This is a genomic window from Pseudomonas sp. LBUM1658 (assembly GCF_059716055.1).
Genome location: NZ_CP166798.1, coordinates 6,233,393 through 6,253,231 on the forward strand (window position 1 = coordinate 6,233,393; position 19,839 = coordinate 6,253,231).

20 protein-coding genes are annotated in these 19,839 nt (G+C 58.3%); 10 read left to right on the forward strand and 10 right to left on the reverse strand.

Annotated elements, in window-relative coordinates; genetic code table 11:
- Positions 1-11 precede the first annotated feature (11 nt).
- Entirely contained in the window at positions 12-1,211 is a 1,200-nt protein-coding gene (gene tyrS / locus ACA064_RS28840) for a tyrosine--tRNA ligase (RefSeq protein WP_150640346.1), read from the reverse strand.
- Between the two features lie 211 nt (positions 1,212-1,422).
- Between tyrS and ACA064_RS28845 the strand changes: the two genes are divergently transcribed.
- Both ACA064_RS28845 and ACA064_RS28850 read left to right on the forward strand, forming a co-directional pair.
- Complete coding sequence (locus ACA064_RS28845; RefSeq protein WP_497671132.1) at positions 1,423-2,859, forward strand: peptidoglycan DD-metalloendopeptidase family protein; 1,437 nt, start codon at positions 1,423-1,425, stop codon at positions 2,857-2,859.
- A 3-nt stretch (positions 2,860-2,862) separates the two neighbouring features.
- Entirely contained in the window at positions 2,863-3,954 is a 1,092-nt protein-coding gene (locus ACA064_RS28850; RefSeq protein ID WP_497671133.1) for an anhydro-N-acetylmuramic acid kinase, read from the forward strand.
- Positions 3,955-4,030: 76 nt separating this feature from the next.
- Here the strand turns inward: ACA064_RS28850 and erpA are convergent, their stop codons facing one another.
- Both erpA and argC read right to left on the reverse strand, forming a co-directional pair.
- A complete protein-coding gene (gene erpA, locus ACA064_RS28855) occupies positions 4,031-4,381 on the reverse strand; it encodes an iron-sulfur cluster insertion protein ErpA (protein ID WP_150640349.1) in 351 nt (116 codons plus the stop codon).
- A gap of 196 nt (positions 4,382-4,577) precedes the next feature.
- Positions 4,578-5,612 carry an N-acetyl-gamma-glutamyl-phosphate reductase gene (gene argC / locus ACA064_RS28860; RefSeq protein ID WP_497671134.1) on the reverse strand — a complete coding sequence of 345 codons (1,035 nt, stop codon included), beginning with the start codon at positions 5,610-5,612 and terminating at the stop codon, positions 4,578-4,580.
- 136 nt (positions 5,613-5,748) lie between these two features.
- On the opposite strand from argC, the gene hemJ reads away from it, so the two are divergent.
- The 6 genes from hemJ to coq7 all read left to right on the forward strand — a co-directional run bounded on the left by hemJ (position 5,749) and on the right by coq7 (position 10,216).
- Positions 5,749-6,180, forward strand: a complete 432-nt coding sequence (gene hemJ / locus ACA064_RS28865; RefSeq protein WP_497671135.1) for a protoporphyrinogen oxidase HemJ — start codon at positions 5,749-5,751, stop codon at positions 6,178-6,180.
- Positions 6,181-6,213: 33 nt separating this feature from the next.
- Complete coding sequence (locus ACA064_RS28870; protein ID WP_497671136.1) at positions 6,214-7,182, forward strand: NAD(P)H-dependent flavin oxidoreductase; 969 nt, start codon at positions 6,214-6,216, stop codon at positions 7,180-7,182.
- A gap of 81 nt (positions 7,183-7,263) precedes the next feature.
- Positions 7,264-8,163, forward strand: a complete 900-nt coding sequence (locus ACA064_RS28875) for a DUF805 domain-containing protein (protein WP_497671137.1) — start codon at positions 7,264-7,266, stop codon at positions 8,161-8,163.
- A 62-nt stretch (positions 8,164-8,225) separates the two neighbouring features.
- Entirely contained in the window at positions 8,226-9,014 is a 789-nt protein-coding gene (locus ACA064_RS28880; RefSeq protein ID WP_497671138.1) for an SDR family NAD(P)-dependent oxidoreductase, read from the forward strand.
- Positions 9,015-9,094: 80 nt separating this feature from the next.
- On the forward strand, positions 9,095-9,433 hold the full coding sequence (locus ACA064_RS28885; protein ID WP_497671139.1) for a histidine triad nucleotide-binding protein: 339 nt from the start codon (positions 9,095-9,097) through the stop codon (positions 9,431-9,433).
- Between the two features lie 135 nt (positions 9,434-9,568).
- On the forward strand, positions 9,569-10,216 hold the full coding sequence (coq7, locus tag ACA064_RS28890) for a 2-polyprenyl-3-methyl-6-methoxy-1,4-benzoquinone monooxygenase (protein ID WP_497671140.1): 648 nt from the start codon (positions 9,569-9,571) through the stop codon (positions 10,214-10,216).
- A 117-nt stretch (positions 10,217-10,333) separates the two neighbouring features.
- Here the strand turns inward: coq7 and speD are convergent, their stop codons facing one another.
- Positions 10,334-11,128, reverse strand: a complete 795-nt coding sequence (gene speD, locus ACA064_RS28895; RefSeq protein ID WP_497671141.1) for an adenosylmethionine decarboxylase — start codon at positions 11,126-11,128, stop codon at positions 10,334-10,336.
- A 237-nt stretch (positions 11,129-11,365) separates the two neighbouring features.
- Positions 11,366-11,788, reverse strand: a complete 423-nt coding sequence (locus ACA064_RS28900) for an OsmC family protein (protein WP_497671142.1) — start codon at positions 11,786-11,788, stop codon at positions 11,366-11,368.
- A 236-nt stretch (positions 11,789-12,024) separates the two neighbouring features.
- Between ACA064_RS28900 and crp the strand changes: the two genes are divergently transcribed.
- Positions 12,025-12,669: a cAMP-activated global transcriptional regulator CRP gene (gene crp / locus ACA064_RS28905; RefSeq protein ID WP_497671143.1), complete on the forward strand. Its 645-nt coding sequence runs from the start codon at positions 12,025-12,027 to the stop codon at positions 12,667-12,669.
- On the opposite strand, the gene ACA064_RS28910 is transcribed toward crp, so the two are convergent.
- From ACA064_RS28910 to ACA064_RS28925, 4 genes are all read right to left on the reverse strand, one after another.
- On the reverse strand, positions 12,666-13,367 hold the full coding sequence (locus ACA064_RS28910; protein WP_497671144.1) for a lipoate--protein ligase family protein: 702 nt from the start codon (positions 13,365-13,367) through the stop codon (positions 12,666-12,668). The genes crp and ACA064_RS28910 overlap by 4 nt on opposite strands.
- A 69-nt stretch (positions 13,368-13,436) precedes the next feature.
- The gene (trpC, locus tag ACA064_RS28915; protein WP_497671145.1) at positions 13,437-14,273 is read right to left on the reverse strand and encodes an indole-3-glycerol phosphate synthase TrpC; all 837 of its coding nucleotides are present in this window, start codon (positions 14,271-14,273) and stop codon (positions 13,437-13,439) included.
- Positions 14,270-15,319 (reverse strand): anthranilate phosphoribosyltransferase, encoded by a 1,050-nt coding sequence (gene trpD / locus ACA064_RS28920; RefSeq protein WP_497671146.1) that lies wholly within the window; start codon positions 15,317-15,319, stop codon positions 14,270-14,272. The genes trpC and trpD overlap by 4 nt, the downstream gene beginning before the upstream one ends.
- Before the next feature lie 9 nt (positions 15,320-15,328).
- A complete protein-coding gene (locus ACA064_RS28925) occupies positions 15,329-15,922 on the reverse strand; it encodes an aminodeoxychorismate/anthranilate synthase component II (protein ID WP_497671147.1) in 594 nt (197 codons plus the stop codon).
- 411 nt (positions 15,923-16,333) lie between these two features.
- On the opposite strand from ACA064_RS28925, the gene estP reads away from it, so the two are divergent.
- Positions 16,334-18,241, forward strand: coding sequence for an esterase EstP (gene estP, locus ACA064_RS28930; protein ID WP_497671148.1), 1,908 nt, complete (start codon positions 16,334-16,336; stop codon positions 18,239-18,241).
- A gap of 120 nt (positions 18,242-18,361) precedes the next feature.
- Here the strand turns inward: estP and trpE are convergent, their stop codons facing one another.
- On the reverse strand, positions 18,362-19,837 hold the full coding sequence (gene trpE, locus ACA064_RS28935; RefSeq protein ID WP_497671149.1) for an anthranilate synthase component I: 1,476 nt from the start codon (positions 19,835-19,837) through the stop codon (positions 18,362-18,364).
- Positions 19,838-19,839: the final 2 nt, after the last annotated feature.

A 19,839-nucleotide genomic window follows, 5' to 3' on the forward strand; every position in this document is an offset into this window, starting at 1 on the left:
TAATTTCAGCTTTACTCAGGTTTCAGCGTAATACGTGCAAATGCCTTCTTCCCGGCCTGACAAACATGGGTCGCGCCCAATGCATATATATAGGTGCGATCAACCACCTCACCATCTATACGCACACCACCGGAACCCAGAAGGTCGCGCGCCACTGCCGAGTTCTTCACCAGGCCTGCCTTATTAAGGACGGCGGCAATCGGCATGTCTTCAGTCGCGGTCAATTCGATCTCTGGCAGATCATCCGGCAGCTCGCCATCCTTCATACGGTTGCCGGCGCCACGATGAGCATTCGCCGCGGCTTCTTCACCATGGAAGCGCGCAACGATCTCTTCGGCCAGCTTGATCTTGATATCTCGAGGATTGGCGCCTGCCTCGACGTCAGCCTTGAAGACTGCAATCTCGTCCATCGAGCGAAAGCTGAGCAGCTCGAAGTAGCGCCACATCAGCTCGTCCGGAATCGAAACCAGCTTGCCGTACATGACACCCGGCGCTTCCTGAATCCCCACGTAGTTACCCAGGGACTTGGACATCTTCTTCACGCCATCCAGGCCTTCCAGCAACGGCATGGTGAGAATGCACTGCGCCTCCTGACCATAGGCGCGCTGCAACTCACGCCCCATTAGCAGGTTGAACTTCTGATCGGTGCCACCCAGTTCGACGTCGGCTCGCAGCGCTACCGAGTCATACCCCTGAACCAGCGGATAGAGAAACTCGTGGATCGCGATCGGTTGATTGGTCGAGTAGCGCTTGTCGAAATCGTCGCGCTCGAGCATCCGCGCCACGGTGTATTGCGAGGTGAGGCGAATGAAGTCCGCCGGCCCCATCTGGTCCATCCAGGTGGAGTTGAACGCCACCTCGGTCCTGGCCGGATCGAGAATCTTGAATACCTGGGTCTTGTAGGTCTCGGCATTCTCGAGAACCTGCTCACGGGTCAGCGGAGGACGCGTTGCGCTCTTGCCGCTCGGATCACCGATCATGCCGGTGAAGTCACCGATCAGGAAGATCACCTGATGCCCCAGATCCTGGAACTGGCGCAGCTTATTAATAAGCACGGTGTGGCCCAGGTGCAAATCCGGCGCCGTCGGATCGAAACCAGCCTTAATACGTAGCGGCTGGCCACGCTTGAGCTTCTCGATCAGCTCGGACTCGACCAACACCTCTTCCGCACCACGTTTGATCAGCGCTAGCTGCTCTTCAACCGACTTCATAACAGACCCGCAAGGCTCAGATTCAAAGGGAGCCAACCATACAAGATCACGGGCCAATTACAAGTTTTGCCCGGCGTACGGAGGCCATTCCACGAACGGAACGTTCGCAGGCTTGCTTCACAGACGATTTGGTTATATTTTATACAGTTATTTCATCTTCATCATGTCAGTCATCTTTTCCAATTCATCTTTCTCAAAGTCAAGAATACCTATGACCTCCAAACCGCCTAAAGCGCCGCCGCTTTATCCGAAGACCCACCTGCTCGCCGCAAGTGGTATCGCCGCCTTACTCAGCCTGGCGCTCCTGGTGTTCCCTTCCAGTGACGTAGAAGCCAAAAGAACGACTCTGAATCTCGACCTGGAAGCCCCGGTCGAGCAACTGACACAAGATCAAGACGCTGCAGAAGTCGAGCAAGCCACAAATGAAGTGGCCGCTTCGCCGTTTGCACAGATCGAAAACAGCGCGGAAGAACCCCCGCAAACCGCTCAAGCACAGCCCGCTCCAGCAGTCGTAACACCAGCGATGGCAGAAGAGAAAAAAGGCCCTGAACACCGGGAAGTTGTGGTTGCCAAAGGCGATACGCTTTCCACACTGTTCGAGAAAGTCGGGCTGCCCGCGACTTCCGTGCAAGAAATCCTCGCCAGCGACAAACAGGCCAAGCAGTTCACCCAGCTCAAACGCGGCCAGAAACTCGAGTTCGAACTGGACGCTGATGGCCAGCTGAAGAACCTGCACAGCCAGGTCAGCGACCTCGAAAGCATCACTCTGACCAAGGGCGCCAAAGGCTTTGCCTTCAATCGCCTCACTTCCAAGCCCACCGTGCGCTCGGCCTATATTCACGGGGTGATCAACAGTTCGCTCTCGCAGTCCGCGGCCCGCGCCGGCCTGTCTCATAAACTGACCATGGACATGGCCAGCGTATTTGGCTACGACGTCGACTTCGCCCAGGATATTCGCCCGGGTGACCAGTTCGATGTGATCTACGAGCAGAAAGTCGTCAATGGCAAGACCGTCGGCACCGGCCCTATCCTTTCCGCCCGTTTCATCAACCGCGGCAAGACTTACACCGCCGTGCGCTACACCAACAAGCAAGGTACCAGCAGCTACTACACCGCTGACGGCAACAGTATGCGCAAAGCTTTCATTCGCACGCCGGTAGACTTCGCCCGTATCAGCTCGCGCTTCTCCATGGGTCGCAAGCACCCGATCCTGAACAAGATCCGCGCCCACAAAGGCGTCGATTACGCAGCGCCACGCGGTACGCCGATCAAGGCAGCCGGTGACGGCAAGGTTCTGTTGGCCGGGCGCCGCGGCGGTTACGGCAACACCGTGATCATCCAGCACGGCAACACCTACCGCACGCTCTACGGCCACATGCAAGGCTTCGCCAAAGGCGTCAAGACCGGCGGCAGCGTGAAGCAGGGCCAGGTTATCGGCTACATCGGCACCACAGGCCTTTCCACGGGCCCACACTTGCACTACGAGTTCCAGGTCAATGGTGTGCACGTCGACCCTCTGGGCCAGAAGGTGGCCATGGCCGATCCGATAAGCAAAGCAGAGCGCGCGCGTTTCCAGCAACAGAGTCAGCCACTGATGGCGCGGATGGATCAGGAAAAAGCCACCACACTAGCCTCGAGCAAGCGCTAAACCATGGCGCTCTATATAGGCGTGATGTCCGGGACCAGCCTTGATGGCCTGGATATCGCCCTGATCGAGCAGGCACCGGCGATCAGGCTGATCGCCACGCACTACATCCCCATGCCTGAAACCCTGCGCGCCGAGCTGCTTGGCTTGTGCGCCAGCGGTCCCGACGAGATTGCCCGCTCGGCCATCGCCCAACAAAACTGGGTGCAACTGGCCGCTCAGGGCATCCGCGCCCTCCTCGACAAACATCATCTGAAACCCGAAGCGATTCGGGCTATTGGCAGCCACGGGCAAACCATCCGCCATGAGCCCTCGCGGGGCTTCACGGTGCAGATTGGCAACCCGGCACTGCTGACCGAACTGACCGGGATCACCGTCGTCAGCGATTTCCGCAGTCGTGACGTGGCCGCCGGTGGCCAGGGCGCTCCACTGGTTCCAGCCTTCCACGAGGCGCTGTTTGATCAGCGAGCAGGTCATCGCGCCGTGCTGAATGTTGGCGGGTTCAGCAATCTCAGCCTGATCGAGACAGGCAAACCTGTTGCCGGCTTTGACTGCGGTCCCGGGAATGTTCTGCTGGATGCCTGGATTCACCTGCAACGCGGCGACAACTTTGATCGCGACGGCCAATGGGCCGCCAGTGGCAAGGTGGAACCCGCGCTACTGAATGTCTTGCTCAGCGATCCCTTCTTCCTGAGCAAAGGCCCGAAGAGCACCGGTCGTGAAGTGTTCAACCTGCAATGGCTGCAGCAACACCTGACAGGCCTGCCCGCACTGGCTACTGAAGATGTGCAGGCGACTCTGCTTGAGTTGACCGCCCAGACCATCGTCGAGTCATTGCAGGCCGCGCAAGGCGAGACGCAAGAGCTGCTGGTTTGCGGCGGCGGCGCCCACAACGCTGCGTTAATGAGCCGCCTCGCTGCCCTGCTGCCCAGCACCACCGTCAGCAGCACCGCCGCTTATGGCGTCGATCCGGACTGGGTCGAGGCCATGGCTTTCGCCTGGCTGGCGCATTGCTGCCTGGAAGGCATTGCCGCCAATCGCCCGAGTGTCACTGGCGCTCGCGGTTTGCGAGTACTGGGCGCCATCTACCCGGCCTGATTTGCAGACAGCAAAACGCCGCATGGCTCTGTGCAAACCATGCGGCGTTGAGTGAAACCGGAACTGTGCTGATCGATCAGATCGAGAACGAAGAACCGCAACCACAGGTTGTGGAGGCATTCGGGTTCTTGATCACGAAACGAGAGCCTTCCAGACCTTCCTGATAATCCACCTCGGCACCCGCCAAGTACTGGAAGCTCATCGGATCGACAACCAGACTGACACCTTCGCGCTCGACGATGGTGTCGTCATCGGCCACATCTTCATCGAAGGTGAAGCCGTACTGAAAACCTGAACAACCGCCGCCCGTAACAAATACGCGCAGCTTCAAGCGATCATTGCCCTCTTCATCGACCAGGCTCTTCACCTTGTGCGCGGCACCGTGGGTGAATTGCAAAGCCATGGGGGTGAAGGATTCGACGCTCATGCTGACTATCTCCCGGCGTTACGCCGCCATAATGCGTGATGACGCGCATTATCCCCTTCTCCTAGAAAATTGGTCAACTATTAGAGGAGCAGCTTCAAGTTTCTAGCTACAAGCCGCAAGCTTGAAGCTCAAAACTTGGAGCTTGCGGCTTGTAGCTTGTAGCTTGTAGCTTGTAGCTTGTAGCTTGTAGCTGCTTTTAGGGCAGCATTCCAGCGTGGGACAGACCCAGGCGCTCATCCAGGCCGAACAGGATGTTCATGTTCTGCACTGCCTGACCCGACGCGCCCTTGACCAGGTTGTCGATCACCGACAACACCACCACCAGATCGCCGTCTTGCGGACGATGCACGGCGATACGGCAGACGTTGGCGCCGCGCACGCTACGGGTTTCCGGATGGCTGCCGGCAGGCATGACATCGACAAACGGTTCGTCGGCATAGCGTTTTTCAAATAGTGCCTGCAGATCAACCGAACGGTCCACGACCGTTGCATAGAGCGTCGAGTGAATACCGCGAATCATCGGGGTCAGGTGCGGGACGAAGGTCAGGCCGACGTCTTTACCCGCGGCGCGACGCAGCCCCTGGCGAATTTCCGGCAGGTGACGGTGCCCTTTGACGGCGTAAGCCTTCATGCTTTCCGACGTTTCGGAGTACAGCGAACCTACGGCAGCACCACGGCCGGCACCGCTTACACCGGATTTGCAATCAGCAATCAAACGGGAGGTATCCGCCAGACCCGCTTCGAGCAACGGCAGAAAACCCAATTGTGTAGCGGTCGGGTAGCAACCCGGTACGGCGATCAGACGCGCCTGCTTGATCTGCTCACGATTAACTTCCGGCAAGCCGTAGACCGCTTCTTCCAGCAACTGCGGCGCACCATGCGGCTGGCCGTACCACTTGGCCCACTCTTCGGCGTCTTGCAAGCGGAAGTCTGCCGACAGGTCGATAACCTTGGTCCCGGCTGCCAGCAGTTCACCCGCCAGAGCATGAGCGACACCATGCGGAGTGGCGAAGAACACCACGTCGCAGGCGCCCAGAGCCTTGATGTCCGGAACGCTGAACGCCAGGCCGTCGTAATGACCTCGCAGATTCGGATACATGTCGGCCACGGCCAGGCCCGCCTCGGATCGCGAAGTAATGACCACCACTTCAGCCTGCGGATGCTGTGCCAACAGACGCAGCAATTCGACACCGGTGTAACCCGTGCCGCCGACGATACCGACCTTGACCATATACCTGCCCTCAACGAACCCACTGGAAAGCCATCGATAATAGGGGCCGAGACGCTCTGCGACAACCGCCAAGGTGACGTGCGGAGCCTCAACCCTCTACTATTCGGGCTACCGTGAACCTGGGAATAACCAAAAAATGCTTTATTTGTGGCTCAAAGCCTTTCACATCGTCAGTCTGGTCTGCTGGTTTGCCGGCCTGTTCTACCTGCCGCGCCTGTTCGTTTATCACGCGCAAAGCGAAGACAGCATCAGCAAAGAGCGCTTCAGCCTCATGGAGCGCAAGCTGTACCGGGGCATCATGCTCCCGGCGATGATCGCGACCCTGGCCTTCGGCATCTGGCTGATCGCGCTCAATCCGAGCGCCTACTTCGGCCAGGGCGGCTGGATGCATGCCAAGCTGACCCTGGTGGTAATCCTGATCGGGTACCACCACATGTGCGGAGCCCAGGTAAAACGTTTTGCCCGTGGCGAAAACACCCGCAGCCATGTCTTTTTTCGCTGGTTCAATGAGGTGCCAGTTCTGATATTGCTGGCTATTGTAATTTTGGTCGTTGTACGACCGTTCTAATCCAACAAGTCGCAACTATTCGGGGTACTTCCAATGTCGCTGCCCGCTCTGCTCGAACAAAGTTTGCGTCTGCCGGTGGTGGCAGCGCCGATGTTCCTGATTTCCAACCCGCAGCTGGTCCTGGCTTGTTGCCGTAACGGCGTGGTGGGGAGCTTTCCCGCTCTAAACCAACGTGAAAGCAGCGGTTTCAAAGCCTGGCTGGAGGAAATCGAAGCAGGGCTGGCAACGCTTGAGAATCCTGCGCCCTATGCCGTGAACCTGATCGTCCACAACAGCAACCCGCGCCTGGAAGCGGACCTGGCGATCTGTATCGAACACAAAGTACCGATTGTCATCACCAGCCTCGGCGCGGTGAAAGAGCTGGTCGATGCGGTACACAGCTATGGCGGACTGGTGTTTCACGATGTCACCACTCGACGCCACGCTGAAAAAGCCGCTGAAGCCGGGGTCGACGGGCTGATTGCGGTCGCCGCCGGTGCTGGCGGGCATGCAGGGACCTGGAGCCCGTTCTCGCTGATTGCCGAAATCCGTCAGTTCTTCGACAAGACCCTGTTGCTGGCCGGCTGCTTGAACCACGGCCACGAGATTCTTGCCGCACAACTGCTCGGCGCGGATCTGGCGTACTTCGGGACACGCTTTATCGGCACCAGCGAAAGCCATGCACCCGAGGCCTATAAAGAGATGCTGCTGAGCTCCAAGGCCGCCGACATCATTCATACCCCCGCGGTGTCTGGCGTCCCCGCAAGCTTCATGCGCCAGAGCCTGGTCAATGCCGGTTTCGATCTGGATGCACTGCAGGGCAAGGGCGAAGTCAACTTCGGTTCGAAACTCAAACCCCTCAAAGACGAGGCCAAAGCCTGGAAAACCGTCTGGTCTGCCGGCCAGGGCGTAGGCGAAATCGATGACCTGCCGAGTGTCGATCAATTGGTAGCACGGCTGGACGCCGAATACCGCAGCGCGCAAGCGCTGGCTGCGCAACTGCCGAAACGCTGGCCACGCTGACACCTCGGGTAGTTTTGGCCAGACGCACACCGCTGGCCTTAAACTTCACCCCACCTATTGCAACTGACAAGGATGCCCCGAATGAGCGAAAACCGTTTCAAGATCGTATTCGACGGGTCCCTGCTTCCCGGCGTCGAGATCACCACGGCAAAGCTCAATCTCGCCGGCCTGTTCAAAAGCGACGTGACGGCCATTGAGCGGTTGTTCAGCGGAAAGCCCGTCGCCTTGAAGCACGACCTGTCCCGCGCGGATGCGCAAACTTACCTTGATGCACTGTCAAAAACCGGTATCGACGCTCGAATCGAAGCGGAGCAGCCCATTGAACCGAGCCTCTCCGAGGCTCATCAGCCTTCCACCGACGCTGCATCGTCTTCCAGTGATACCGAATCGCCCTACAGCCCTCCCCGTGCAGCGGTCGGTGAAACCCTTCCAGAGTTTTCCGAACTGAAGGTGTTCAGCATTCAAGGACGCATCGGGCGCCTGAGGTTTCTGGCCTGGACTTTGGTTTCGCTAATGGCCGCAACCGCCGTTGCGGCTCTCATCACCCTGAGTTTGTTCTCTGGCGAGCACTTTTTGCTCGGAGGCCTGTTTGGTGTCGTTGCGCTCCTGGCCTACCTCTATGTGAATATCACCATTACCGTCCAGCGCCTCCACGACCTTGGCTGGTCTGGCTGGTTATGGTTCCTCAACCTGGTGCCGATGGTGGGGAGCGTATTCCCGATTCTGATAACGGTCATGCCGGGCAATACCGGCGCCAACCGCTACGGCGCCCCACCGCCACCCAACAGCACCGCAGTCAAAATACTGTCTGCATTATGGCTGGTATTGCTTGCCGTGCTGATCATCGGCGCACTCGCTGGCGGCCTCACCACCCTCACGCAGGAATACCAGAGCAGCTCAATGAGTTCCTATGAAAGCGTCGAACCCGCGACAGAAGCAGCCGAACCCGCTCAGCCACCTGTAGACTCTGCGCAAGAATGAAAAGCGCTGCGCGCCTGTGAGACGTCCGTCCCAGACGCGCAGCCGTTGCGATGGAGAACTGCATGACCCGTTACGCTCTGATCACTGGCGCTTCCAGCGGCATTGGCCTGGCCCTGGCCGAAGCACTGGCAAGGCGCGGCCGCAGTCTGATTTTGCTGGCGCGCCAACGTGATCAGTTGGAAAGCATTGCAATCGAACTGACCCAGCGCTTTGGCGTGGAAGTGTTGTTTCGCGCCTGCGACCTTGGCGAACCGCTGCGCCTCTCCGGTTTTCTGCTGGAGCTTGAGGAAGGTGACCGGCAGATCGATCTGCTGGTCAATTGCGCCGGCATAGGCACCTGCGGCCCGTTTCTGGCCCAGGACTGGATGACAGAGCAGGACCTGATCGAAGTGAATATTCTGGCCCTCACGCGCTTGTGCCATGCCGTTGGCAACAGCATGGCCTTGCAGGGCGGCGGGCAGATCCTCAATGTCGCCTCGGTCGCGGCCTTCCATCCTGGCCCGTGGATGAGCACTTACTACGCCAGCAAAGCCTACGTGCTGCACTTCTCCGAAGGCTTGCGCGAAGAACTGAAAAAATGCGCGGTCAAGGTCTCGGTATTGTGCCCGGGGCCTACGCGCACGGCATTCTTCAGCACCGCTCAGCTCGACTCCAGCAAACTGGAAAACAGTAATTTGCTGATGAGCCCCGAGGAAGTTGCGCTCTATACCGTGCGCGCTTTGGAGAAGAACCGCGCAATCATCATTCCCGGCCGTCGCAACCGCTGGCGCGCCTTCATTCCGCGTCTCGGCTCGCGCTGGCTGACCCGAAAAATCGCTGGCGCGATCAACAAGACTTATTGCCCACGTTGACTCGCAACCATGCAAAAGACTGGGCGCAGGCAGGTCGCCTGAGTACACTCAGTCCGGACTAACATAACGGAGAAACAGCTGTGGATACTCTGTTCACCAAGATCATCAACAGAGAAATACCCGCGAAGATCATCTACGAGGACGACCAGGTATTGGCCTTCCACGATATTGCGCCACAGGCACCGGTGCATTTTCTGGTGATCCCGAAGAAACCCGTCCGCACCCTTAACGACCTCACCGAGGACGACAGGGCGCTGGCCGGACATATGCTGTTCACCGCCCAGCGCCTGGCCAACGAGCTTGGCTGCGAAGCCGGCTTTCGTGTGGTCATGAACTGCAATGAACTGGGTGGACAGACCGTCTATCACATTCATATGCACGTGCTCGGTCAGCGTCAGATGCACTGGCCACCGGGCTGATTGCCCTGGTACAGAGCTTTGCAGCACATCCTGCGCACCGTTCAGGGTGAAGGGTGAAGGGTGCGCTGATCCAGCGCAGGCTTCGCCTCATCGATTGGGGTAAACTGGCCGCCGTGATTCTTCCCGGAGGTAAGCATGACTACCCAACGTCACTACTCGCCGATCGACCGTCTGCTGTTGCAAGCCGATACCGCGATGCGCACCCTGCTGCCCTTCAGCGGCCAGCCTTATCGCCCTTCGCCGGCTATCGTAAAACCGGACGCGCAGATGAGCGACGAGGACACCCGGCATGTCGCCGGTCTGATGCGCATCAACCATACCGGTGAAGTCTGTGCCCAGGCGCTTTACCAGGGCCAGGCCCTGACCGCCAAGCTGCCGCAAGTGCGTGCCGCCATGGAACATGCCGCCGAAGAAGAGATCGATCACCTGGTCTGGTGCGAGCAACGCATCCGTCAGTTGGGAAGCCATACCAGCCTGTTGAACCCGTTGTTCTACGGAATGTCGTTCGGCATTGGCGCGGTTGCCGGACTGATCAGCGACAAAGTCAGCCTGGGCTTCGTGGCCGCGACCGAACATCAAGTCTGCAAGCATTTGAATGAACACCTCGAGCAATTGCCGGCCGAAGACGAGAAGTCCCGGGCGATTCTCGAGCAGATGCGCATCGATGAAGAGCAGCACGCCGAAAGCGCGCTGGATGCCGGTGGTTTCCGCTTCCCCGCACCGGTCAAGTTCGGTATGAGTCTGATGGCCAAGGTGATGACCAAGAGTACCTATCGGATCTGAGGGTTGCATCGTTCTGTAGGGGCCTGCTCGCGATAACCTTCGCACCGCACATCAGACAAACAGAAATAAAAAAGGCGGCTCCCCTAAGGTAGCCGCCTTTTTTTGTACTCGCTGATCTTAGCCCGGCATGTTCCGAGCATAGAAGATCTCCAGCATTTCGTGCTTCACCCGCGCAGTGACATGAGCGCGCTGTTCAGCTGACAAGTTGCTGGTGGCGTCGCCGAACAGGTAGTTATCCAGTTCGAAGTTTTTCAGCAGCATCTTGGTATGGAACAGGTTTTCCTGGTACACGTTCACGTCGGTCATCTGGTAACCGTCGCGGGTATCCTCGGAGAGGTAGTTCTGGATCGAGTTGATCTCGTGGTCGATGAAGTGCTTCTTGCCTTCAACATCCCGAGTGAAACCGCGCACACGGTAATCCACGGTGACGATGTCCGACTCGAACTGGTGAATCAGGTAGTTGAGCGCTTTGAGCGGCGAAATGACTCCGCAGGTCGACACGTCGATGTCCACGCGGAACGTCGCGATACCGTCCACCGGATGGATTTCCGGATAGGTGTGCACCGTGATGTGGCTCTTGTCGAGGTGGGCCAGGATGATTTCTGGCAACGGGCCCGGCGACTCTTCGATCTGGCTGTCGGTAGGCGTCACCGGCTGCTCGGAAATCAGAATGGTCACACTGGCGCCTTGTGGATCGTAATCCTGACGGGCAATGTTCAGGATGTTGGCACCAATGATATCGACAACTTCTGTGAGGATCTGCGTGAGGCGTTCGGCGTCGTAGACCTGGTTGATGTACTCGACGTAAGCCTGTTGGTCCTGCGGGGTTTCCGCATAGCAGATGTCATAGATGTTGAAGCTCAAGGTCTTTGTCAGGTTATTGAACCCATGGAGCTTGAGTTTGCTTTTCACCGTTTAAAAACTCTCTATATATGCGGCCCGGCCGCGTGATCAAGCATGCCCGTCAGATGCGAACGACGCACCTGCGTAGGACGGTTAACACCTCTTCGCGATGGCGATTTTGGTTGTCATTCGGGCCTGTGACCTGCGTTGAAAGCGATCACTGCCCTGAAAAAAGTGGCGCATCATGCAGACCTGAGTTGTTGATCGTCAGAGTCTGCACTGCATTTATGATAGTTGAATGTCGATTCAACCGAGTTCGATGATTTCGTAGTCGTGAGTAATGGCCACGCCGGCCGCACCGAGCATGATCGATGCCGAGCAATATTTCTCTGCAGACAGCTCTATCGCGCGCTTGACCTGAGCTTCTTTCAGCGCCCGGCCCTTGACCACGAAGTGCATATGGATCTTGGTAAAGACCTTCGGATCTTCAGTAGCACGCTCGGCCTCGAGAAAGGCCTCGCAGCTTTCCACCGCCTGGCGGGACTTCTTCAAGATGCTGACTACATCGAAATTGCTGCAACCACCCACACCGAGCAAGAGCATTTCCATGGGCCGCACACCCAGGTTGCGACCACCGCTTTCTTGCGGGCCATCCATTACCACTACGTGACCGCTGCCAGATTCACCGAGGAACATGGCTTCGCCAGCCCATTGGATGCGTGCCTTCATCGCCAAGACTCCACTGCTAAAAAAAGGGTCGCCAGCTTAGCACAGGGCCCTGAAAAGACGCCGTTTTGCATCCACGCGAGAGACAGCTGCCGCCGATAGATAAATTCCCGAATCTCTACGGAATGTGTCTGTTAAGCTGGCGCCAAATCAATGGCGCTTGGCCAGCTGTTTGCAGCGCTTCGCTCCTACAAAAAGTAAAACGACTCCACACCCTGCAGGCTTTTCGGGATACAACCATGGTTGCTATTACCCCCACACCCAAGATCAAGAACCTCGACAAGCTGTTGATGCACTGTCAGCGCCGACGCTACCAGGCCAAGAGCAATATCATCTGTGCCGGCGATCGTTCGGAGACGCTGTTTTTCATCATCAAAGGTTCGGTCACCATCCTGATCGAGGACGACGATGGCCGGGAAATGGTCATCGCCTACCTCAACACCGGTGATTTCTTCGGTGAGCTGGGCTTGTTTGAACAAGCCGGCCACGAGCAGCAACGCAGTGCCTGGGTGCGAGCCAAGATCGAATGTGAAGTGGCGGAAATCAGTTACAGCAAGTTCCGCGAACTGTCCCGGCAAGACCCGGATATTCTCTACGTACTCAGCGGCCAGATCGCCCAGCGCCTGCGCGACACCACGCGCAAGGTCGGTGACCTGGCGTTTTTCGACGTCACTGGTCGGGTAGCCCGGTGCCTGCTGGAGCTGTGCAAGCAGCCGGATGCCATGACCCACCCGGACGGTATGCAAATCAAGGTAACCCGCCAGGAAATCGGACGGATCGTCGGCTGCTCGCGAGAAATGGTCGGGCGCGTGCTCAAGGATCTGGAAGAACGCAACCTGGTGAACGTCAAAGGCAAAACCATGGTGGTGTTCGGTACCCGTTAGACGCTCATCACCTTCGCCAGCATTTGTCGGTACAAGCTGTCCAAACGCTCGAGGGCGTGGGGAGCTGCAAATTTTTCGTGCAAGGCGATGTGGCTCTCGGCACGGACACGCTGATCCAGACCACAGACCTGATTGAAGCGATTGACCGCCGCAACCATCGATTCACGCTCGTCATCCAGCAATAGAGCGCCATGCACCAGCCCCACCGGGCGCTGGCCACCCTTGCTTTGACGCCAGCGCTGGGCGGTGCCGACCATTTTTCGGCCATCAAGATTGACATTGAAACGACCGTCGCAGAACGCGCCCTCTATCTCTCCCAACGAAGCATTCCCACCGAGCTCGGTGAGTAGCTCGCAGAGCGGATCGCACAGACGCCGATAGGCGGTTTCGATCCGGCCTTGGTCGCCTTCACTGCGCGGCGGTGCATAAACCAGCGCAATATTGATGGTCGCAGCAGACTGCGGCACCGGCTCACCGCCCGTTTCCCGCAACAGGACCGGCCAACCGCTGGCAGCCGACGCCTGGCTGGCCGCCTCGAAACCCGGTAAGCGGCTTAAACGCCTGGGCATGACCAGTGCTCGATCACTCGGCTGCCAGAACAACAGACCGAACTCCTGTTCGCCCGCGCAAACGGCGGCCAGCAAGTCTTGTTCGGCACGCAGGCCAGCTTCGACGGTCAAGGCAATGGGCTGAGTCATGGCAGTACGAATCCTTTTTGCGATGGCTATAAAAAAGCCGGCATCGCCGGCTTCTTCATTAAATCAGGTTCAATCGAGAGTGGAGCCGCTCACCGGCACACCGCGCTCCGGGAAGAACAACCGCTGCAGCTCCGCACCCGGGCTCTCGGCGCGCATGAACGCCTCGCCGACCAGGAACGAATATACCTCGCTGATTTCCATCAGCTCGACATCGGCCCGATTGAGAATGCCACTCTCGGTAATCACCAGGCGATCACGAGGGATACGCGGCAACAGGTCGAGCGTGGTTTCCAGGTTGACCTCGAAGGTATGCAGGTTGCGGTTGTTAACGCCCACCAGTGGCGTGTCGAGGGTTTTCAAGGCCCGCTCCAGTTCGTCACCGTCATGCACTTCAACCAGCACATCAAGACCAACGCTTTTCGCCACGGCAGCCAGCTCGGCCATTTTCACGTCATCCAGCGCGGCGACGATCAACAGCACGCAATCGGCACCCAGCGCTCGGGCTTCAATGATCTGATAGGGATCGACCATGAAATCCTTGCGGATCACCGGCAGCTGGCACGCCGCCCGCGCCTGTTGCAGGTAAGCATCGGCGCCCTGGAAGTAATCGATATCGGTCAGCACCGACAGACAGGTCGCGCCGCCTTTTTCGTAGCTCCTGGCGATATCTGCCGGAACGAAGTTTTCGCGGATCACGCCTTTGCTTGGCGAGGCCTTTTTAATCTCGGCAATCACCGCCGGCTGCTTGAGCTTGGCCTGCTTGATCAGTGCCTCGGCGAAACCCCGCGGCGCATCGGCCAAAGCCGCCAGACGCTGCAATTCCGCCAGGCTTACGCGAGCACTACGCTCGGCTACTTCCTCAGCCTTGCGCGCAAGAATCTTTTCCAGAACCGTTGGCACACTCATCCTTCATTCTCCACCTTGAATACCGCGGTAAACGCGCCCAACTCTTCGAGCTTCTCCCGAGCCAGGCCGGTGTGCAGCGCATCGTGAGCCAAGGCAACTCCTTCCTTGAGACTGCTCGCATGATCGGCGGCATACAGCGCCGCGCCAGCATTGAGCATGATCATTTCCGCGGCTTTCTGGCCGTACTCGGTTTTACGACGCCCCAAGGCATCGCGAATCAATTCAAGGGACGCCGCCGGGCTTTCAACCACCAGGCCGAACAGACTCTGACTCTTTATACCGAGATCTTCAGGCTGGACCCAATACTCGGTTATTGCGTCATCTTTGAGCTCCGCTACGAAGGTCGGAGCAGCGAGGCTGAATTCGTCCAGACCATCCTGGGAATGCACCACCAACACATGCTTGCTGCCCATACGTTGCAAGACTTCGGCCAACGGACGGCACAGCGCCTGAGTGAACACGCCCACCACCTGATGCTTCACACCGGCCGGATTCGTAAGCGGGCCAAGCATATTGAACAGCGTGCGCAGGCCCAGTTCGCGGCGTGGCCCGGCGGCGTACTTCATCGCACTGTGATGGGACTGCGCGAACATGAAGCCAATGCCGACGTTATCAATGCAACGAGCGACCTGGACCGGCGTCAGGTTCAGATAAATGCCGGCCGCCTCCAGCAGATCGGCACTGCCGCTTTTACCGGAAACCGCACGGTTGCCATGCTTGGCCACGGTGCAGCCGGCTGCAGCGACCACAAACGAGGCGGCCGTAGACACGTTGAAAATGTTTGCACCGTCACCGCCGGTACCCACCACATCGACTACGCCGTGGAGGGTTTTCAGTTCGACTTTATCCGCCAGCTCACGCATGACCGAGACCGCACCGACGATTTCGTCAATGCTTTCGCTTTTCATGCGCATGGCCATCATAAAGGCACCGATCTGCGCGTCGGTGCATTGCCCGGTCATGATTTCGCGCATGACATCACGCATTTCATCAGTGCTCAGGTCCAGGTGGCCGACGATACGGCTCAGGGCAGTCTTGATATCCATGGAAAGTCCTTAGCGCGTGCCGCCGCTCTGCTTGAGGAAATTGGCCAACAGCTCGTGGCCCTGCTCGGTGAGGATCGACTCGGGGTGAAACTGCACACCCTCGATGTTCAGCGTTTTGTGACGAAGACCCATGATCTCGTCAATCGAGCCGTCTTCAAGTTGTGTCCAGGCGGTCAGCTCCAGACATTCGGGCAGGGTTTCGCGCTTGACGATCAGCGAGTGATACCGCGTGACCGTCAGCGGATGGTTCAAGCCTTCGAACACACCCTTGTCCTCGTGAAATACCGGACTAGTCTTACCGTGCATGACTTGACGGGCGCGTACCACGTCGCCGCCAAATGCCTGGCCGATAGACTGATGGCCGAGGCATACACCCAGAATAGGTAACTTGCCGGCAAAGTGCTTGATGACTTCCAGGGAAACACCGGCTTCTGTCGGGGTGCACGGGCCTGGGGAAACGACGATGCGCTCAGGCTTGAGGGCTTCGATTTCGGCGATGGTGAGTTCATCGTTGCGCACCACCTTCACGTCCGAGCCCAGCTCGCCGAGGTACTGCACAACGTTATAAGTAAAAGAGTCGTAGTTATCGATCATCAGCAACATGGGTTACAACCTCTTGAATTCACTGACTTTTAATACGGCCTTCAGATGATTTGCCCGCAGCGTCTCCCGCTCGGTCTATCGCTGGACTTGAACCAGCACAAGCGGTGTTTTACAAAGGGCAAAGAAGGCAAATCGGTACAGGTCCGGCCGGGCCGGCAGAGAAATGTCAGGCGCGCCAACGCCAACGGGCGTGGGCCTTGACAACTCGCATCAAGAGTTTGCTGACGATGAACACGGGGAAGGTCTCATTCATAGATCCTGGCACAGTAACTTAGCTGAGCAGAGGGTGCAATATGCCGCGGCCCTGCTCTTGATCAAAGAACTGATGCGGCCATTAGCCATAGCTCAAGCGCAAAAGTTTTTTACCACTGTCGTTTCATTAACTACAACAATAAATAAACGGGCTTGCTCATGATCAAACAGACGTTGTTCGTACCGCTCGCAGGCGCTCTTCTCTCCCTGGCCTGTACCCAGGCGATAGCCGCCCCCTCCCCTTATTCAAACTTTGTGGTGTTTGGCGACAGCCTGAGTGACGCCGGACAGTTCACTGATCCGGGTGGCCCCGCCGGTGCGACTCAACGCTTTACCAACCGTACCGGCCCGCTCTATCTGGACGGCAGCGGTGAAATCCGCTCCGCCAATTCGACCCAGTTGCTCGGCGCAAAACTGGGCTTTTCACCTGACCAGGTGGCTGCCTCGACCTCCGCGGCCCGTGCCAGCCAGGGCCTGCCGGATGGCAATAACTGGGCGGTGGGCGGCTATCGTACCGATGAGATTCTCGACTCGATCACCACCGAATCCGACACCGGCGAACGCAGTCGTCCGGGTTATCTGGTAGCGAATAACTTCCGCGCCGACCCCAAGGCGCTGTATTACCTTTCCGGCGGCGGCAATGACTTCCTGCAGGGCCGGATTCTCAACCCCGATCAGGCCAATGCGGCAGCCGACCGACTGGTGGCTAGCGTCCAGGTCCTGCAACAGGCCGGTGCCAAGTATGTAATGGTCTGGTTGCTTCCCGACCTGGGCCTGACACCGGCCCTTAATGGCGGTCCGAGGCAGGCATTCGGCACCCAGCTCAGCGCAGCGTTCAACCAGCAGTTGGTCACGCAACTGGCTCAGGTCAACGCCGAAGTCATCCCGCTTAACATTCCATTGCTGTTGAGGGACACCTTCGCCGACCCCGCCCGATTCGGCCTGGCCGCGGACCAGAACCTCAGCGCCACCTGCTTCAGCGGCAACGGTTGTATTCAAAACGCTACCTATGGGATCAACAGTGCCAATCCCGATCCGACCAAGCTGATCTATAACGACTCGGTCCACCCCACCGAGGCGGGTCAGCGACTGATCGCCGACTACGCCTACTCTCTACTGGCTGCGCCGTGGGAAATAACCCTGCTGCCGGAAATGGCTCAAGGCACTTTGCGCGCCCATCAGGATGAACTGCGCAGCCAATGGCTGACCGATTGGGAAAACTGGCAGGGTGTCGGCCAATGGCGGGCCATTGTTGCGGGCGGCGGTCAACGCCTGGATATCGACGAGCAAAACAGTGCCGCCAGTGCCGATGGTACCGGCTATAACCTGACGGTCGGCGGCAGCTACCGGCTCACCGATGCATGGCGCCTGGGTGTCGCGACGGGTTTCTACCGCCAGGACCTTGAAGCAGGAGACCGCGATTCGGACTACAAACTCAACAGCTATCTGGGCACCGTTTTCGCCCAGTACCAACAGAATAGCTGGTGGGCTGATGCGGCGCTGACCGGCGGCCATCTGGACTACGACAATCTCAAACGCAAGTTCGCCCTGGGTGTCAGCGAAGGCGCCGAGAAAGGCGATACCGATGGTGATCTCTGGGCTTTCAGCACCCGCTTGGGTTACGACCTCGCGCAACCGGGCAGCGAGTGGCATTTGTCGCCCTTTATCAGCGCTGATTACGCGCGGGTTGAAGTCGACGGTTACTCAGAGAAAGGCGCCAACGCAACTTCGCTGACCTACGACGACCAGTCGCGTACATCCAAGCGTCTCGGCGCGGGCTTGCAGGGTAAATACCAGATCACCCGACAAACCCAGGTGTTCGGCGAATACGCTTACGAACGGGAGTATGAAGACGACACTCAGCACCTGAACATCGCACTCAACAGTCTGCCTGATAACGATTTCACCCTGGAGGGCTACACCCCGCAAAGCCATCTGAATCGCGTGAGCCTGGGGGTCAGCCACAAGCTGACGGCCGACCTGGCGTTACGCGGCGGTTATAGCATTCGCAAGGACGACGACTTTACCCAGCAGGGTGTGAGCCTTGGAGTTAGCCTGGATTTCTAGGTCTGGCGATCCAAAAGATCAAAAGATCGCAGCCTGCGGCAGCTCCTACGTTTCACGGTTGTGACAAAAAAAAACGCTGCCTCTTTATGGGGGGGCAGCGTTTTTTTTATCGGGGTAGCGTCAAGGCGTTTGTTCGGCCAGGGCAACGGCGCGGAACATGGCGCGGCGCTTGTTCAGCGTCTCTTCCCATTCCAGGGCTGGCACTGAGTCCGCGACGATGCCGCCACCGGCCTGTACATGCAATTCCCCGTTCTTGATCACCGCCGTGCGGATCGCAATCGCGGTATCCATGTTGCCGTTCCAGGCGAAATAGCCCACGGCGCCACCATAGACGCCGCGCTTGACTGGCTCCAGTTCGTCGATGATTTCCATCGCGCGGATTTTCGGTGCGCCAGACAAGGTGCCCGCCGGCAGAATCGCCCGCAGTGCGTCCATGGCCGTCAGGCCGGCTTTCAATTGGCCGGTGACGTTGGAGACGATGTGCATCACGTTGGAATAGCGCTCGATGACCATTTTCTCGGTAAGTTTCACCGAGCCGATCTCCGACACCCGACCGGTATCGTTGCGACCCAGGTCAATCAGCATCAGGTGCTCGGCGATTTCTTTGTGATCGGACAGCAGGTCTACTTCCAGCGCCAGATCGGCCTCTTCAGTGGCCCCGCGCGGGCGGGTACCGGCGATTGGCCGCACGGTGATCAGATTGTCTTCGACCCGCACCAGCACTTCCGGCGAACTGCCGACGACATGGAAGTCGCCAAAGTTGAAGAAATACATATAAGGCGTCGGGTTGAAACAGCGCAGCGCACGGTACAGATCGATCGGCGCGGCCTTGAAATCGATGGACATCCGTTGCGACGGCACCACCTGCATGCAATCACCGGCGAGGATGTACTCCTTGATGGTGTCCACCGCCCGCTCGTAGTCGTCCTGGGTGAAACTCGAACGGAACACCGGATCAGCGGCCTGTTGCTTGCTGAAGTCCAGACCGCGACGCGGGGTGATCGGCTGACGGAGTTTTTCCAGCAACGCTTCCAGTTGCGCCAGGCCATTCTCGTAGGCGTTTTCCTGGGAAGGATCGGCCAGGACAATCGCATGCATCTTGCCGGCGAGGTTGTCGAATACCACCACTGCATCGGAAACCATCAGCAGAATGTCCGGCACGCCCAGCGGATCCGGATTCGGGCATTTGCCCAGTCGCTTCTCCACATAACGCACGCAGTCATAGCCGAAGTAACCCACCAGCCCACCGTTGAAGCGCGGCAATCCGGCGATGGTCGGCACGTTGTAGCGCGCCTTGAATGCTTCGACGAACGCCAGCGGGTCTTCGACCTGGTGGCTTTCGATCTCCACACCATCGTGGGTCACGCTGACCTGATGATCATGGACACGCAACACGGTCCGGCACGGCAGGCCGATGATCGAATAACGGCCCCACTTCTCACCCCCCTGTACCGACTCCAGCAGATAGGAGTTCGGTTGATCGGCCAGCTTCAGGTAGATCGACAACGGCGTGTCGAAGTCAGCAAGGGTTTCACAGGCAAGCGGAATGCGGTTGTAGCCGGCAGCGGCCAAACGCAGGAATTCTTCACGGATCATGG